The sequence below is a fragment of the Pseudonocardia lacus genome, assembly GCF_018531445.1.
Lineage (GTDB): Bacteria > Actinomycetota > Actinomycetes > Mycobacteriales > Pseudonocardiaceae > Pseudonocardia > Pseudonocardia lacus.
In genome coordinates this window covers 1-15778 of the sequence record NZ_JAHDTH010000198.1, presented here as the reverse complement: position 1 = coordinate 15778, position 15778 = coordinate 1, and the positions used below count along the sequence as shown (strand labels likewise).

Sequence of the window (15778 nt, the reverse complement as noted above, 5' to 3'; positions counted from 1 at the left end):
CGGCCGCCGTCGCCGCGGTGACGAGCGCGTCGACCACCTCGTGGCGCAGTCGGGCGCACCCCTCGACCGCGCCGGCGATGGGGGCGATGTCGGTGAGGTCCGGCAGCACGGGCCCGCGCCACAGCGCGTGCGCCTCGCGCAGCATCGCCGCCGCGTCGAGCGGCGCGGCGGATCGAGCGGCATCCAGCAGCACCCTCGCGCGCGCCAGGTCCAGCTCGTCGGGACGCAGGTCCAACCGGTAGCCGGCCTCGTGGGTCCGCAGCCGCCGCGCGGCCGGCCCGAGGTGGGCGCGCAGCCGCGACACGTGGGTGTGCAGGGCCTGGCGGCCGGAGTCCGGCACGGCCGCCGGCCACAGTGCGTCGAGCAGGTCGTCGACGGGCACGGTCCGGCCCTCGGCCAGCGCCAGCAGCGCGAGCACCGCCCGGCGCTTGGGCCCGGGCACCTCGACGGCGGTGCCGTCGACGAGCAGCCGCAGCGGCCCGAGCACCTCGACCCGCAGGCGCGGTGCGTCCATCGGTCCCACCTCCGGGCCCAGCTTCTCCGGGCACAGCATGCCCGCCGCGACCGCCGGGGGGCAGACCCGTGGCCCCGGTTCCGACCGGCGTCGCACGCCGCGACAGCGCGCGGACAGCGGGTGCAAGGGCCGCGACAGCGCCGGGGCCGATCGTCGTGCCGTCGCCGGGAGCCCGGCGGACGACGCGAAGGAGCAGATCGATGGACCACGACAAGGTGACCGAGTTCCTGGGCCGGTTCGTCGCCGACCTGGGCGCGGCCGGATCGGCCGGGGCGGTGGCGATCGGCAGCCGCCTGGGCCTGTACCGGGCGCTGGCCCAGGGCCCGGTGACACCGCGCGAGCTGGCCGAGCGCACCGGCTGCGACGCCCGGTACCTGACCGAGTGGCTGCGGGGTCAGGCCGCGGGCGGCTACGTCAGCTACGACGCGGTGTCCGCGCGGTTCTCGCTGACCCCGGAGCAGGCGTTCTGCCTGGCCGACCCGAACGGCCCGGACCTGGCCTCGGCGTGCCGGGCGGTCACCGGCTACCTGCGCGCCGTGCCGCGGCTCACCGAGGCGTTCCGCACCGGGGAGGGCGTGCCCTGGCACGAGCACGACGACGAGGTCTTCGTCGGCAGCGACGCGTTCTACCGGCCCGGCTACATCGCCGACCTGGTCCCGAACTGGATCCCGGCGCTGGACGGCGTCGAGGAGAAGCTGGTCGCCGGCGGCCGGGTGGCCGACGTCGGCTGCGGGCTGGGCACCACCTCGGTGCTGCTCGCGCAGGCGTTCCCGCGCGCCACGGTGACCGGGTCGGACTCCCACGAGACCTCGATCGAGCTCGCCCGCAAGCGGGCCGCCGAGGCCGGCGTGGGCGACCGGGTCGGTTTCGAGCTGGCCACCGCCCAGGCCTTCGGCGGCACCGGGTACGACCTGGTCACGATGTTCGACTGCCTGCACGACATGGGCGACCCGGTGGGTGCCGCGCGGCGGGTGCGCGAGGCGCTCGCCCCGGACGGCACCTGGCTGCTGGTCGAGCCGGCGGCGGGCGACCGCGTCGAGGACACCTTCACCCCGGTGGGACGGCTCTTCTACGCCGGCTCGACGTTCCTCTGCGTGCCCAACGCGCTGTCGCAGGAGGGCGGGCACGCGCTCGGCGCGCAGGCGGGCGAAGCGGCGATCCGGGGGGTGGTGACGCAGGCCGGGTTCACCCGGTTCCGCCGGGCCGCGCAGACCGCGTTCAACCTGGTCTACGAGATCCGGCCCTGAGATCCGGCCCTGAGGATCGGCGCGGCGGCGGAGGGGGTCTCGCCGCCGCGCCGTCCGTCAGGCGTCGGCCTCGGCGAGGTTGGCGTGCTCCGCGCGCAGCTCCCGCTTGAGGATCTTGCCGCTGGGGTTCTTCGGCAGCGCGTCGGCGAGCACGACGTACTTGGGCCGCTTGTAGCCGGCCAGCTTCTGCTTGGCGTGCGCGTGCACCTGCTCGGCGGCCAGCGTGGCGCCCGGCTTGGCCACCACGACCGCGGTGACGGCCTCGATCCAGTGCGGGTGGCTGATGCCGAACACGGCGACCTCGGCCACGCCGTCGAGCTCGTAGATGGCCTCCTCGACCTCCCGGCTGGCCACGTTCTCGCCGCCGGTCTTGATCATGTCCTTCTTGCGGTCGACCACCGACAGGTAGCCGTCGGGGGTCATGATCCCGAGGTCGCCGGAGTGGAACCAGCCGCCGGTGAACGCGGCGGCGGTCTTGTCCTCGTCGGCGTAGTAGCCCAGTGCGGCGTGCGGGCTGCGGTGCACGATCTCGCCGATCTCCCCGGGCGCGACCGGGTTGCCGTCGTCGTCGACCAGCATCGTCTCGACGTTGATCGAGGCCTTGCCGGCGCTGCCGGCCCGGTCGAGCTGCTCGTGCGGGCGCAGGATGGTGGCCAGCGGCGACATCTCGGTCTGGCCGTAGAAGTTCCACAGCGCCACGTCGGGCAGCCGGCGCTGCAGCTCGCGCAGCACCTCCACCGGCATGGGGGAGGCGCCGTAGTAGCCCTTGCGCAGGCTCGACAGGTCGGTGGTGTCGAAGTCGGGGTGGCGCAGCAGCGAGATCCACACCGTCGGCGGGCAGAACAGCTTGCTGACCTTCTCCCGCTCGATCGTGGCCAGCAGCGCGGCCGGGTCGGGGCCGGGCAGGATGATCGAGGTGGCGCCCAGGTAGACGTCGACGGAGAAGAAGCAGTCCAGCTGCGCGCAGTGGTACATCGGCAGCGAGTGCACCTCGACGTCCTCGGGGCCCATCCCGCCGTCGATCACGCACGACACGTACTGGCTGATCAGCGACCGGCTCGACAGCATCACGCCCTTGGGCCGCGACTCGGTGCCCGAGGTGTACATCAGCCGCAGCGGGTCGTCGTCGGCGACCACGACGTCCGGGGCGCTCGCGTCGCCCTCGCGCCACCACGGGTCGACGTCCTCCCAGCCCGCCGATGGCGCGGCCCCGGACAGCCCGATCCAGCCGCGCACCCCCGCCCCGATCCCGGCGGTGGCCAGCGCCTTCTCCGCGGTCGGGGCCAGTGCGTCCTCGGCGACCATGGCGGTGGCGCCGCTGTGGCCGAGGATGAAGGCGATCTCCTCGGCGTTGAGCATGAAGTTGATCGGCACCAGCACCAGGCCGAGCTTCGCGGTGGCGAACGCCAGCACCGCGTACTGCCAGCTGTTGTGCGACAGCAGGGCGAGCCGGTCGCCCTTGGTGAGACCGCGCGCGGCGAGCGCGTTCGCGCACCGGTTGACCGCGGTGTCGAACTCGGCGTAGGTCACCCGCAGGTCGCCGGCCACCACCGCGAGCTTGTCGGGGTCGCGGCGGGCGGTGCGGTGCAGGAGGTCGCCGAGCGAATGCTGGCGGGCCCGGGCGATGTCGGCCTCGGTGCCGGGACGGAACGGCTGGCGCATCCGGTCAGTCTCGACCGTTCCGCCCGCCCGATCAACGGACCCTGACCCTCCGGGCCACCCGACGACGCGGGCGCACGGCCGCACCGGTTGCGTGTGGTGCGGCGGGGTATCCGGTGGTGAGCGCAGTCACACCCCGGCAGGAGGGATTCCGATGTCCTCGACCGCTCCAGGCCCCGGCTCCACCGCTCCCGTCGACGCGCGCTCTTCGCGCAAGGTGGCCTTCGCCAGCCTCGTCGGCACCACCATCGAGTGGTACGACTTCTTCATCTTCGGCACCGCCGCCGCGCTGGTGTTCAACCAGGTGTTCTTCCCCGAGTTCGACCCGCTGACCGGCACGCTGGCCGCGTTCGCGTCGTTCTCGGTCGGGTTCATCGCCCGCCCGATCGGCGGCGCGGTCTTCGCGCACTTCGGCGACCGGGTCGGGCGCAAGCCGATGCTGGTCTGGTCGCTGCTGCTGATGGGCGCGGCCACGCTGCTGATGGGCGTGCTGCCCGGCTACGACAGCATCGGCGTCTGGGCGCCGGTGCTGCTGGTCCTGCTGCGCTTCGCGCAGGGCTTCGGCGTGGGCGGCGAGTGGGGCGGCGCGGCGCTGATGGCCGTCGAGCACGCCCCGGCGCACCGGCGCGGCTTCTACGGCGCCTGGCCGCAGGTCGGGGTGCCCGCCGGGCTCGTGCTGGGCACCGCCATGTTCGCGCTGCTGTCGGCGACGCTGACCGACGAGCAGTTCCTGTCCTGGGGCTGGCGGGTGCCGTTCCTGGTCAGCGTCGTGCTGATCGGGGTCGGGCTGTGGATCCGGCTCTCGGTCAGCGAGAGCCGGATCTTCACCGAGACCATGGAGGCGAAGTCCGCGGCCCGGATGCCGGTGCTGGAGGCGCTGCGCACCTACCCGAAGGAGATCCTGCTGGCCGCCGGTTCCTTCGTGGCCACGCACGCCACGTTCTACGTCGGGTCGGTGTGGCTGGTCTCCCACGCCACGACCGAACTCGGCTACGACCGCACGGCCGTGCTCAACGCCAACGCCGCGCTGAGCCTGTCCGACATCCCGATGATCCTGGCGTTCGGCCTGCTCTCGGACTTCGTCGGCCGGCGCAAGCTGTTCCTGGGCGGGATGGCGCTGCTCGCGCTGTTCGCCGTGCCCTACTTCTTCCTGGTCTCCACCGGCAACATCTGGCTCTACCTGCTGGGCGGCCTGATCGTGCAGGCCTGCCGCAGCGCGATCTACGGCCCGCAGTCGGCCTACTTCGCCGAGCAGTTCACCACCCGGATGCGCTACAGCGGCGCCTCGCTGGCCTACCAGCTGGCCGCGGTGCTGGGCGGGATGGCCCCGCTGGCCTGCACCGCGCTCGTCGCGTGGACCGGCAGCCTGTACTCGGTCGCCGGGCTGGTGCTGGCGATCGCGCTGGTCTCGTTCGCCTGCTCGTACCTGATGACCGAGACGCTGCGCAGCGGGCTGACCTCCGACGAGCCCGTGCGCCGGTCGGTCCGACCGGCGCGCGGGCCCGTGGACTGAGCGTCAGGCGGCGTCGACCGCGGTCTTCTCGGGCCGCTCGTCGCCGACCTCGGTGCGCAGCGGGACCTCCTTGATCAGCGCCACCGTCACCACCGAGACGACCGACAGCACCGCGGCGATCAGGAAGATCAGCGCGGTGGCGTCGCCGTAGGAGCTGCGCACGACGTCCGCGATGGGGGCGGGGAGCTGGTCGAGCGCTCCGATGCCGACGCCGCCGTCCGCGGCGCCCGCGGGCACCCGGATCCCGGCGGCGGCCAACCCGCTGTCGATCAGCTCGGTGACGTGGGTGGCGAGCACCGCGCCGAGCACCGAGACGCCCGCCGTGCCGCCCAGCGAGCGGAAGAACGTCACGGTGGAGGTGGCCGCGCCCAGGTCGCGCACCGACACCGAGTTCTGCACGGCCAGCACCATGTTCTGCATGGTCATGCCCATGCCGATGCCCAGCAGCGCCAGGTAGGCGCCGATGAGGACCATGTCGGTGTCGTGGTCGGTGGTGGCCAGCAGCCCGAACCCGACGACCATCAGCACCGAGCCGCCGACCAGGAAGCCCTTCCAGCGCCCGAACCGGGTGATCAGCTGCCCGGACACGATCGAGGACAGGGTCGAGCCGATGATCATCGGCAGGGTGAGCAGGCCGGCGGCGGTGGGGGAGTAGCCGCGGGCGATCTGGAAGTACTGGCCGAGGAAGACCGCGCTGCCGAACAGGGCGACGCCCACGGAGATGCTGCCGATGGTGGCCAGCGTCGTGGTGCGGTCGCGGAACAGCCGCAGCGGGATGATCGGCTCCTTGGCCCGCGACTCGACGAACACCGCCGCCGCCAGCAGCGCGACGCCGAGCGCGGCCAGCCACAGCGAGGTCGGCGAGTCCCAGGCGAACTGGTTGCCGCCCAGGGTGATCCAGATGAGCAGGTCGCTGACGCCGCCGGCGATCAGCGCCGCGCCGAGGTAGTCGATGTGCACCGGGCGCTTGACGACGGGCAGGTTCAGGGTGCGCTGCACGAGCACGAGCGAGACGACCGCCAGCGGCGCGCCGACCCAGAAGCACCAGCGCCAGCCCAGCCAGTCGGTGTCCACGATGAGCCCGCCGATCAGCGGCCCGGCGACCGGGGCGACCGACATCACGCCGGCGATGACCCCGGTGTAGCGGCCGCGCTCCCGGGGGCTGATCATCGCCGCGACGACGATCATGATGAGCGCCTGCAGGCCGCCCAGACCGAGGCCCTGCAGCGCCCGCCAGACGATCAGCTCACCCACGCTGTTGGCGAAGCCGGCCAGCACCGAACCGATCGTGAAGATCGAGATCGACAGCTGGACCAGCAGCTTCTTGCTGACCAGGTCGGAGAGCTTGCCCCAGATCGGGGTGGTCGCGGTGGAGGCCAGCAGCGTCGCGGTGACGATCCAGGTGTACTGGTTCTGCGTGCCGTCCAGGTCGACGATGATCGTCGGCAGCGCGTTCGAGACGATCGTGCTCGACAGGAACGCGGTGAACATCGCCAGCAACATGCCCGAGAGCGCCTCGAGGGTCTGGCGGCGCGTCATGGCCCCGCTGTCCTCGGCCGGCGGGGGCGGGGCGGCGTTCGGGGTGCTGCCGGTTGATCTGCCGGTCGATCGGCCGGTGGATGTGGACACGGTGGACTTCCTCCGGGACGTGCGGCGGCTGCGGGCGCGGTGGTGGGCGGCCCGCGTGGCGCGCGATGGCACCACTGGTTGAGACTCTCAACCATAAGTCGGATTGATTGCCTGTAGCAACCAAACGTCAGCCGGTGTGGCTCAGCCGACACCGGCCTCGTTGAGCTTCGCCAGCAACCCGGTCAGCGCGACGATCTCGGCGCGGTCCCAACTCTGCAGCGCCTGCTGCCACTGCGCACGCCGGCGCTCGCGGGCGGTCGCGTGGCGCTCCCGACCGCTCTCGGTCAGCCCGACCAGCCGCGCCCGGGCGTCGGTGGGGTCGACTGTCCGCTCGACGAGGCCGAGCCGGACCGCGGCCTCGACCTGGCGGCTGATCGTGGACTTGTCCAGGAACAGCGCGGCGCCCAGCTCGGAGACCCGCATCGGACCGGCCTGCCCCAGTACCGCGACCATCGGGTAGGCCGTCGGTTCCAGCCGGGGGTGGACCTGGCGGGCGGCGTCGCGGGTGGAGACCCGACCGTGCCGCCAGAGCGTGGCCAGCTCCTCCTCCAGGGCCGGCAGCACGTCCTCGTGCGTCACGTCGGTGGCTCCCCTCGTGCGCGCGCCGTGGTCGAGGCCGGATCCTAGGCAGGTTCGCGAACGCGACGATCACCCCATCCCGCGGACGCCCCACCCGCCGCGCGGTCGCGAGATCGTAGGGTCGAGGTCGTGCGTGAGCTGGGGGACCTCGTGCGTCCCGGGATGCGGGTCGCGGTCGGCGACGGGTGCGGGGCCCCGCGGGCGCTGTTCGCGGGGCTGGTCGAGGCGGCCCGCCGGCACGGCGACGTGTCGCTGGTGCTGGGCTGGCTGCCGCTGCCGGAACCCGACCTCGACCTGGGCGCGTTCGCCGACGTCGCCACGGTGCTCGGCGGGGCCGGGCTGCGCGCGGGGATGGACGCCGGCACCGTGCGCCGGATCCCGTGCCGGCTCTCGGCGGTGCCCTCGGTGCTGGCCGGCCCGCTGCGGCCCGACCTGCTGCTGGCCACCCTGGTCCGCGGCCCCGACGGGCTGCACCTGGGCGCGGAGGTCTCCTGGATGCGGGGGTTGGTCGAGGCCGGGGTGCCGGTCGCCGCGGTCGTGTCGGCGTCGGCGCCGCTGGCCGACGCCGGCCCGGCGCTGCCGGACGCGGCCGTCACCGTCCTGGCCGAGGTCGACGGCGCGGCCGGGGCTCCCGCCGTGCTCGACACCCCGCCGCCGACGCCGGCCGACGACGCCATCGCGGCGAACGTGGCCGCGCTCGTGCCGCACGGCGCGCGGGTGCAGGTCGGACCGGGGCGGCTGGCCGCGGCCATGGTGGCGGCGCTGGAGGTGCCGGTGCGGATGGACTCGGGCATGCTCCCCGATCCCGTCGTCGACCTCGACGCGCGCGGTCTGCTGCTCGACGAGCCGGTCGCCGCCTACCTGGTGGGCACCCCGCGCCTCTACCGGTGGGCCCACGGGCGGCGGATGCTGCACCCGGTCGAGACGGTGCACGACATCGGCCGGCTCTCCGCGCCCGACCTGCCCCCGCTCATCGCCCTGAACACCGCGCTGGAGATCGACCTCGACGGGCAGGTCAACGTCGAGGGGCTCGGGGGCCGGGCCACCGGGATGATCGGCGGGCACCCCGACTTCGCCGCGGCCGGCGCGCGCAGCCGCGACGGGCTGAGCGTGGTGGCGCTGGCCGCCCGCCACCGCACCGGGCCGACGCTGGTGCAGCGGCTGTCCGGCCCGGTGACGACCGCGTCGCACGACGTCGACGTGGTCGTCACCGACGGCGGCGTCGCCGACCTGCGCGGCCTCGACCGGGCGGGGCGTCGGGCGGCACTGCGGGACCTCTGGGGGACCTGAGCCGGCTCAGCCACCGGCCCGGGTCACAGGCCCAGCGCCGTGCTGAGCACCTCGTGCACGTGGGTGTTCGGGTGCTGGCCGCTGAATCGCTCGGCCCCCGGGCCGTCCGCGGTCACCGGCACGGCGCCACCGGTGTGCCCGCCGGTGGTCCAGTCCAGCACGAACGGCAGCCCGGTCCCGGCGGAGGCGAACGGCCCGTCCTCGGCGGACGTCCCGTCGCCGGACTCGTCGTCGCTGTCGTTGCCGTCCTCGACCGTCAGCCCGCCCGTCTCGTGGTCGCCGGTGACGACCAGCAGCGTGTCCGGGTTCTCGGCGACGTAGGCCCGGGCCACCGCGACGGCGGCGTCGAGGTGGCGCATGGCCAGCAGCATCTTCTCGCCGTTGTTCGCGTGCGCGAACTCGTCGACGCCCTCTTCCTCGACGAGCAGGAAGAAGCCGTTCGGGGCGGCGTCGAGGGTGTCGAGGGCCTTCCGGGTCATCGTCGCGAGGTCGACGACGGGGGAGTAGGCGTCGCCCTTGCCCTCGGGCTCGTGCTCGAACTGCTCCTGGTTGGCGAACAGCCCGAGCAGCTTCGGGCCGCTGGCCGCGGCGAGCTGCTCGGCCGTGCTGACGTAGGTGTAGCCGGACTCCTGGGCCATGGCGACGAGGTCGCCCTGCTCGCTGCGGCTGCCCTCCTCGCCGGAGCCGCCCGGGTACGCGCCCGGTCGGCCCTCGGGGAACCACCAGTCCTCCCCGCCGCCCAGGACGACATCGGGCCGGCTCACCTCGAGGTACTGGCGGGCGATCTCGTCCTGCAGGGCGCGGTCGGTGGTGCTGGCGAAGAACGCGGCCGGGGTGGCGTCGGTGACCTGCGCGGAGGTGACCAGGCCGGTCGCCTTGCCGGCGGCCTTGGCCTGCTGGCCGATGGTCGGCAGCGGGTTGCCCTCGACGTCGACGGAGACGGCGCCGTTGTAGGTCTTCTGCCCGGTCGCCCAGGCCGAGGCGCCGGCCGCCGAGTCGGTGATGGCGCTGCCCGGGTCGTCCGGGTCGGTGGTCAGCGACCCGCTGTGCGGCAGCTGGTCCATCTGCAGCTGCCCCTCGGGCCCCACCAGGTGCAGCCGGCCGGCGGCCCGGTGCGCCTCGCCCATCCCGTCGCCGTTGATGAAGATCACGCTGCGGGCCGGGCCGGAGGCGACCGCGACGGGCCCGGGCTCGGCGGGGGGCGCCGTCGTCAGGGCCACGACCAGCGCCGCGGTCGAGGTGACGCCGACGGCGAGCGTGAGCAGGCGAACGGGCGTGCGGCTCGACATGGCTCTCCTCGGTGTCGGCGGCGCCCCGTGGTGGGGCCCTCACCCGACAGTGAACCGTCGCGTGCCCACACGCCCCGCAGGCACCCCACCCACCCGCGGTGATGGTTGCCCGCCGGGCCTGCCGGACACTCGGGCATGTGCAGACCGAGGACCCACCGACCGAGGGCCCGCCGCCGCGTGCGGGCGCGCGCCACGTGGCGCGCAGCGTGCTGACCGGCCTGGGCCGCTCCTTCCCGGGCAGCGACTTCGCGCTGTGGGCGGCCGGGGCGACGTTCTTCGGGCTCATCGGCATGGTGCCGGCGGTGATGGTGTCGCTGTGGGTGGCCGGGGTGCTGACCGACCCGCAGGCCGTGGTCGACCGGGTCGACACCGCGGCCACCGGCCTGCCGCCGGGGCACGGCACGCCGACGGCCCTGCACACGCTGGCCACCACGGCGGTGGGCATGTCGTGGCCGCAGGCGCTGGTGGCGGTGTTCCCGGCCAGCCTCTACGGCGAGGGGCTGCGCCGCGCGTTCCGCCAGCTGTCCCCGGCGCCGGCCGAGGGGTTCACCGGCTGGCGCGGTCGGCTCGGGCTGCTGCCGCTGATCGCGGTGGCACCCGGGCTGGTGCTGGCCCTGCTGGCCGGGGCGCCGCTGGTGGCGCCGCTGTACGCGGCCGGCGGCGGCTCACTGGTACTCGGGATCGTGATCGCCTTCCACGTGGTGTTCGTGTTGGTCTCGGTGGCGCTGGTGATGCTGTACCGGTTCGTGGCGCCGGGCCGGCTGGGGGTGCGCGCGCTGCTGCTGGCCGGGTTCGGCACCGGCTCGGTGATGTCGGGCTTCCTGCAGGGGTTCCTGCTGTTCCTGGCCATCCCGGTCGAGTGGTCGCTGCCCTTCGGCGGGTTGCCGATCTTCGGCGCGGTCACCGCGCTGGTGCTGTGGCTGTACCTGCTGCACCTGATCGTGCTGGTCGGCTACCGGCTCGCCGTGGTGCTCGACGGCGGCGACGAGCGCGGCTGACCCCGTTTGCCGCCCGGACCGTCGGGAAGCCCGGCGCATGCAGATCGGATACAAGCTGGCCGCCGAGGCGTTCGGGCCCCAGGAGCTCGTCCGGCAGGCCGTGCTCGCCGAGCGGGCCGGCTTCGACTTCGTCGAGATCAGCGACCACTACCACCCGTGGCTCGACGTGCAGGGCCACTCGCCGTTCGCCTGGACGGTGCTCGGCGCGATCGCCGCGAAGACCGAGCGCATCGAGCTGGCCACCGGGGTGACCTGCCCCACCGTGCGCTACCACCCGGCGATCATCGCCCAGGCCGCCGCCACGCTGGCGCTGGTCTCCGACGGCCGGTTCACCCTGGGCATCGGGTCCGGCGAGCGGCTCAACGAGCACGTCGTCGGCAAGGGGTTCCCCGGCGTGCACGAGCGCCAGGCGATGCTGCGCGAGGCGCTGGAGATCATCCGGCTGCTGTGGCGGGGCGGCTACCAGAACTACGACGGCCGCTACCTGCGCCTGGAGGACGCCCGGGTGTTCGACCTGCCCGAGCGGCTGCCGCTGATCGCGGTGGCCGCCGGTGGCCCGGCGGCGGCGCGGATGGCCGCCGAGCTGGGCGACGCGATGTTCGCCACCGAGCCCCGTCCGGACCTCGTCGAGGCCTACCGCGGCGCGGGTGGCTCCGGCCCCCGCTACGCCGAGGCTCCGCTGGCCTGGGCGCCGGACGAGAAGACCGCGGCGGACGCGGTGCTCGAGACGACCCGCTGGGCGCTGACCGGCTGGAAGGTGATGAGCGAGCTGCCCAACCCGGTCAACTTCGAGGCGGCCACCACCACGGTCACCCTCGACGACGTGATGGGCCGGTTCGCCTGCGGACCCGACCCGGACCGCCACGTCGAGGTGGCCGGCCAGTTCGTCGACGCCGGCTTCGACCGGATCGTGCTGATGAACGCCGGGCCGGACCCGGACGGGTTCATCGAGTTCTTCCGGACCGAGCTGGCCGATCGGCTGCGCGCGCGGGCGAGCTGATCCCGCGCGCGACGACGCGCGCGAACGGCAGCGCCACCAGTCCCATCCCGAGGCCGCCGACCAGCGCCGACCCCGGCAGGTCGAAGAAGGCCAGGTGGGCGAACACCGACGAGCCGTAGGTCCACAGGTAGAGCGCGGCGGCCGGACCCGACGGGGTCCGGTCGCCCGGGTCGCCGAGCCAGCGGTGCAGGGCGGTCATCATCACCAGCGCCACCAGCAACCAGCCGGCGTAGTTGGTCAGCGGCACCCCGGTCACCAGCGGCAGCGCCGGCGTCGGGTGGGTCCACGTCCAGTGCCCGGCGTCGACCATCTGCGGGTCCAGGAACAGGTCCCACGCGGCCAGCGCGACCCCGCCCAGCACCACCACCGACACCGCGCCGCGGCCCAGCGCGCGCCCCACGACCAGCGCGGGCCAGGCCATCATCACCCAGGCCAGCGGCACCACCACCGGCACGCCGAGCACCTGCGCGCCGAGCGTTCCGGTGTAGGCGTAGTCGCCGAACGGCACGCCGGTGCCCACCCCGACCGCCTCGGCCAGCAGCCCGCCCCCGCCCGCCACGGCGAGCAGGACGAGCGCGCCGCGCACGCCGTGGCGGCGGGCCGCGTCGGCCACCGAGGCCGCCGCGAACACCAGCACCGAGATCACGGTCACCCGGTCGCGCAGCGGGTCGCCGGTGAGCGGGTAGACGATCTGCACGAGCACGGCCGCCGCGACCAGCGTCCAGCAGACCCAGCCGGGGACGGCGCGGGCTGGGGTGGTCGCGGTGCGCTGGGCCATCGCCATGGCGCCACCCTGTCGTCCCCGGCCCGAACGTGCTCGTCGAGGGGGCCGATGGGCGCGCCCGAGGTGTCCAGCGCCACGGCCCCTTCTCGGGCGTCTCGCAGCTCCGGGTGGGTGGTCGCAGCCCGCCGGCGCGCTGCGAGCACCCAGCCAGCGCTGCGACGCCCACCCGGCGCTGCGAGGACACCCCCACCCGGCGAAGAAGCGATCCCCCCGATCGCCATCTCCGCGCGCCCCCTCGTCCGGTGGGCGGAGCCGAGGTCGCCGCGCGCGGACGGCCCGCCCGCCATAGGCTCGGCCACGATGTCCGTGCGCTCCCCGCGGGCCGGCGCCGCCGTGGTGCGCGCCGGGGCCCTGCTCGCCCTGGCCGGTACGGCCCACCAGCTGGTCAACCAGCGCGCCCTGCGGGTGCCGCCGGACCGGCCGCCGCCCGTCGCCGAGGCCGTGTCGGTGCTGGTCCCGGCCCGCGACGAGGCCGCCCGCATCACCCCGACCATCCGCTCGCTGCTCGCCCAGACCGGGGTCGGCGGGCTGGAGGTGCTGGTCCTGGACGACGGCTCCACCGACGGCACCGCCGACGTGGTGCGCGCGGCCGCGGCGGGCGACCCGCGGCTGCGGGTGCTCACCGGCACCCCACCGCCGCCCGGGGTGCTCGGCAAGCCGCACGCCTGCGCCCAGCTCGCCGCGGCCGCGCGGGGACGGGTGCTGGTGTTCGTCGACGCCGACGTGGAGCTGGCCCCGCACGCCGTCGCCGCCGCGGTGGCGGTGCTGCGCGACGCCGGTCTCGACCTGCTGTGCCCGTGGCCGCGCCAGCTCGCCGACGGCCCGGGTCCGCGGCTGGTGCAACCGCTGCTGGCCTGGTCGTGGATGGTGACGCTGCCGCTGCGGGTCGCCGAGCGCTCGCCGCGCCCGTCGATGGTGGCGGCGAACGGGCAGTTCCTGGTGGTCGACGCGGCCGCGCTGGCCGCGGCGGGCGGGCCGATGGCCGCCGCCGGGGCCGTGCTGGACGACATCGCGCTCGCCCGGGCGGTGAAGCGCGCCGGGGGCCGGGTGGGCGTCGCCGACGGCACCGGCCTCGCGCGGTGCCGGATGTACGAGGGGTGGGCCGACCTCAGCGCGGGGTACCGCAAGTCGCTGTGGTCGGCGTTCGGACGGGGCCCGTCGTCGGTGGCGGTGGCCGGGCTGCTCGCGCTGACCTACGTCGTGCCCGCGCTCGCCGCGCTGCGCGGCTCGCGGGCCGGGCTCGTCGGCTACGGCGCGGCGGTCGTCGGCCGGGCGCTGGCCGCGCGCCGGTCCCGGGTGCCGGTGTGGCCCGACGCGCTGGCCCACCCGGTGTCGGTCGCGGCGCTGCTGTGGTTGTGGGCGCGCTCGTGGGTCGGGCACCACCGGGGCACGCTGAGCTGGAAGGGCAGGCGGCTGTGAGGGTGGTCGTGATCGGGGCCGGCGTCGGCGGGCTGGCCGCGGCGGCCCGGCTGGCGGCGCTGGGCCACGACGTCGCCGTGCACGAGCGCGCCGCCACCCACGGCGGCAAGCTGGGGGAGTACCGCCGCGACGGGTTCGCCTTCGACACCGGCCCCTCCCTGCTGACGCTGCCGCAGGTCTTCGACGACCTGTTCGCGGCCACCGGTGGGCCCGCCGACCTGGTGCTCGACCCCGTCGACCCGGCCTGCCGGTACCGCTTCGCCGACGGCACCGCGCTCGACCTGCCCCACGACCCCGCCGCCGTGCCCGCCGCTCTCGACGCCGCGCTGGGGCCGGGATCGGGCGCGGCGTGGTCGGCCCTGCACGCCCGCTCGGCGCGGCTGTGGGACCTGGTGGGCGAGCCCGTGCTGCGCCGCCCGCTGACCGCGCCCGACCTGCTGCGCTTCTCCCGCGGCCTGCGCGACCTGCGGACCGTCGCCCCGTGGCGCACCCTGCGCGGGCTCGGCGAGGCGATGCTGCCCGACCCCCGGTTGCGCGCGTGGCTCGACCGCTACGCCACCTACTCCGGGTCCGACCCGCGCCGCACGCCGTCGGTGCTGTCGGTGACGGCCTACGTCGAGCAGCACTTCGGCGCCTGGTACGTGCGCGGGGGGCTGCGCCGGCTGGCCGACGCGCTGCTGCGGCGCTGCCACGACCTCGGCGTCGCCGTGCACCTGGGCTCCGACGTCCTGGGCGTCGAGGTCCGCGGCGGCCGGGCGGTCGGGGTGCGGCTGGCCGACGGCGCGGTGCCCGCCGACGCCGTGGTCAGCGACGCCGACGCCCAGGTGCTCTACGAGCGGCTGGTGCCGGCGGCCGTGGCCCGGCGGGCCCGCCGCGCGCTGCGCCGGGCGCCCCGGTCGCTGTCGGGGTTCGTGTTGCTGCTGGCGCTGGAGGGCCGCGAGCCCGGTCCGGCGCACCGGGTGTTCTTCCCCGCCGACTACGACGCCGAGTTCGACGCCGTGCTGGGCGGGCGGCCGGCCCCGGTGCCCGACCCGACCGTGTACGTGCACGCCCCCGACGACCCGGCGCTGCGCCCCGACGACCGGAGCGAGGGCTGGTTCGTGCTGGTCAACGCCCCACCGCACGACCCGGTGCGCGGTGTCGACTGGACGGCGCCCGGGCTGGCCGAGCGCTACGCCGACCGCGTCCTGGAGGTGCTCGCCGCCCGCGGCTGCGACGTGCGCGACCGGGTGCGCTGGCGGGAGGTGCGCACCCCGGCCGACCTGGAGCGCGACACCGCCGCCCCGGGCGGGGCGATCTACGGCACCGCCTCGCACGGCCCGGCGGCCGCGCTGCTGCGCCCGGCGAACCGCTCGCCCGTGCCGGGGCTCTACCTGGTCGGCGGCTCCGCGCACCCCGGCGGGGGGCTGCCGCTGGTGGCGCTGTCGGCCGAGATCGTGGCCGGGCTGGTCGGGCCGGCCTGACCGGGGAAGGCCGCCGGCACGGCGCGGACCACGCCGACCGCCAGGTGGACCAGCCCGACGACCCCGACCGCGACCCAGCCCACCGCGCAGACGGTGGCCCACGTCCACCCGGTGAACGGGGTGCCGCCGGGTAGTGAGCCCGAGCCGAGCGCGGCCACCGCCACCAGGATGATCCGGGTGGGGCGCTCGGCCGCGGTGATCGCGCCGGCGCCCGGCATGCCGACGCCCTGGGCGCGGGCGCGGACGTACTCGTGCAGCAGCACCAGCGCGGCGGCCCCGGCGCACCACACCGGCGGCGCGCCGAGCACCCACAGGGTCGCGGCGAGCAGCAGGTCGCCGACCCGGTCGGCGGTGGCGTCGAGGACCGCCCCGAGCGGCCGGGCGCGGCCGGTGC

At 75.3% G+C, this 15778-nt stretch carries 14 protein-coding genes; 7 read left to right on the top strand and 7 right to left on the bottom strand.

What is annotated here, in order from left to right; genetic code table 11:
* Positions 1-514: AfsR/SARP family transcriptional regulator (locus tag KIK08_RS30980; protein ID WP_214406853.1), on the bottom strand; the 514-nt coding region annotated here is incomplete at its 3' end.
* A 200-nt stretch (positions 515-714) separates the two neighbouring features.
* Between KIK08_RS30980 and KIK08_RS30975 the strand changes: the two genes are divergently transcribed.
* Positions 715-1761, top strand: coding sequence for a class I SAM-dependent methyltransferase (locus tag KIK08_RS30975; RefSeq protein ID WP_214406852.1), 1047 nt, complete (start codon positions 715-717; stop codon positions 1759-1761).
* A 57-nt stretch (positions 1762-1818) separates the two neighbouring features.
* On the opposite strand, the gene KIK08_RS30970 is transcribed toward KIK08_RS30975, so the two are convergent.
* Positions 1819-3423: an acyl-CoA synthetase gene (locus tag KIK08_RS30970; RefSeq protein WP_214406851.1), complete on the bottom strand. Its 1605-nt coding sequence runs from the start codon at positions 3421-3423 to the stop codon at positions 1819-1821.
* A 151-nt stretch (positions 3424-3574) separates the two neighbouring features.
* Between KIK08_RS30970 and KIK08_RS30965 the strand changes: the two genes are divergently transcribed.
* Entirely contained in the window at positions 3575-4933 is a 1359-nt protein-coding gene (locus tag KIK08_RS30965) for an MFS transporter (protein ID WP_214406850.1), read from the top strand.
* A gap of 3 nt (positions 4934-4936) precedes the next feature.
* On the opposite strand, the gene KIK08_RS30960 is transcribed toward KIK08_RS30965, so the two are convergent.
* Together KIK08_RS30960 and KIK08_RS40500 are read right to left on the bottom strand one after the other, a co-directional pair.
* On the bottom strand, positions 4937-6562 hold the full coding sequence (locus KIK08_RS30960) for an MDR family MFS transporter (RefSeq protein WP_308258006.1): 1626 nt from the start codon (positions 6560-6562) through the stop codon (positions 4937-4939).
* 141 nt (positions 6563-6703) lie between these two features.
* Positions 6704-7141, bottom strand: coding sequence for a MarR family winged helix-turn-helix transcriptional regulator (locus tag KIK08_RS40500; RefSeq protein ID WP_214406849.1), 438 nt, complete (start codon positions 7139-7141; stop codon positions 6704-6706).
* 129 nt (positions 7142-7270) lie between these two features.
* Between KIK08_RS40500 and KIK08_RS30950 the strand changes: the two genes are divergently transcribed.
* Positions 7271-8431, top strand: a complete 1161-nt coding sequence (locus KIK08_RS30950) for an acetyl-CoA hydrolase/transferase C-terminal domain-containing protein (protein ID WP_308258005.1) — start codon at positions 7271-7273, stop codon at positions 8429-8431.
* A 23-nt stretch (positions 8432-8454) separates the two neighbouring features.
* Here KIK08_RS30950 and KIK08_RS30945 read toward each other — a convergent pair whose 3' ends face one another.
* On the bottom strand, positions 8455-9720 hold the full coding sequence (locus tag KIK08_RS30945) for an alkaline phosphatase (RefSeq protein WP_214406848.1): 1266 nt from the start codon (positions 9718-9720) through the stop codon (positions 8455-8457).
* A gap of 137 nt (positions 9721-9857) precedes the next feature.
* Here KIK08_RS30945 and KIK08_RS30940 point away from each other — a divergent pair, with 137 nt between their 5' ends.
* Both KIK08_RS30940 and KIK08_RS30935 read left to right on the top strand, forming a co-directional pair.
* Positions 9858-10718 carry a YhjD/YihY/BrkB family envelope integrity protein gene (locus KIK08_RS30940; RefSeq protein ID WP_214406847.1) on the top strand — a complete coding sequence of 287 codons (861 nt, stop codon included), beginning with the start codon at positions 9858-9860 and terminating at the stop codon, positions 10716-10718.
* A gap of 37 nt (positions 10719-10755) precedes the next feature.
* Complete coding sequence (locus tag KIK08_RS30935; protein WP_214406846.1) at positions 10756-11718, top strand: TIGR03557 family F420-dependent LLM class oxidoreductase; 963 nt, start codon at positions 10756-10758, stop codon at positions 11716-11718.
* Here the strand turns inward: KIK08_RS30935 and KIK08_RS30930 are convergent.
* Positions 11663-12502: a carotenoid biosynthesis protein gene (locus KIK08_RS30930; protein ID WP_250558171.1), complete on the bottom strand. Its 840-nt coding sequence runs from the start codon at positions 12500-12502 to the stop codon at positions 11663-11665. The genes KIK08_RS30935 and KIK08_RS30930 overlap by 56 nt on opposite strands.
* A gap of 300 nt (positions 12503-12802) precedes the next feature.
* Here KIK08_RS30930 and KIK08_RS30925 point away from each other — a divergent pair, with 300 nt between their 5' ends.
* Positions 12803-13921, top strand: coding sequence for a glycosyltransferase family A protein (locus tag KIK08_RS30925; RefSeq protein WP_214406845.1), 1119 nt, complete (start codon positions 12803-12805; stop codon positions 13919-13921).
* Entirely contained in the window at positions 13918-15384 is a 1467-nt protein-coding gene (locus KIK08_RS30920) for a phytoene desaturase family protein (RefSeq protein WP_214406844.1), read from the top strand. Before KIK08_RS30925 ends, KIK08_RS30920 begins: the two co-directional genes overlap by 4 nt.
* Here KIK08_RS30920 and KIK08_RS30915 read toward each other — a convergent pair.
* The coding region (locus KIK08_RS30915; RefSeq protein WP_491063190.1) for a CDP-alcohol phosphatidyltransferase family protein at positions 15291-15778 on the bottom strand (488 nt) is incomplete at its 5' end. The genes KIK08_RS30920 and KIK08_RS30915 overlap by 94 nt on opposite strands.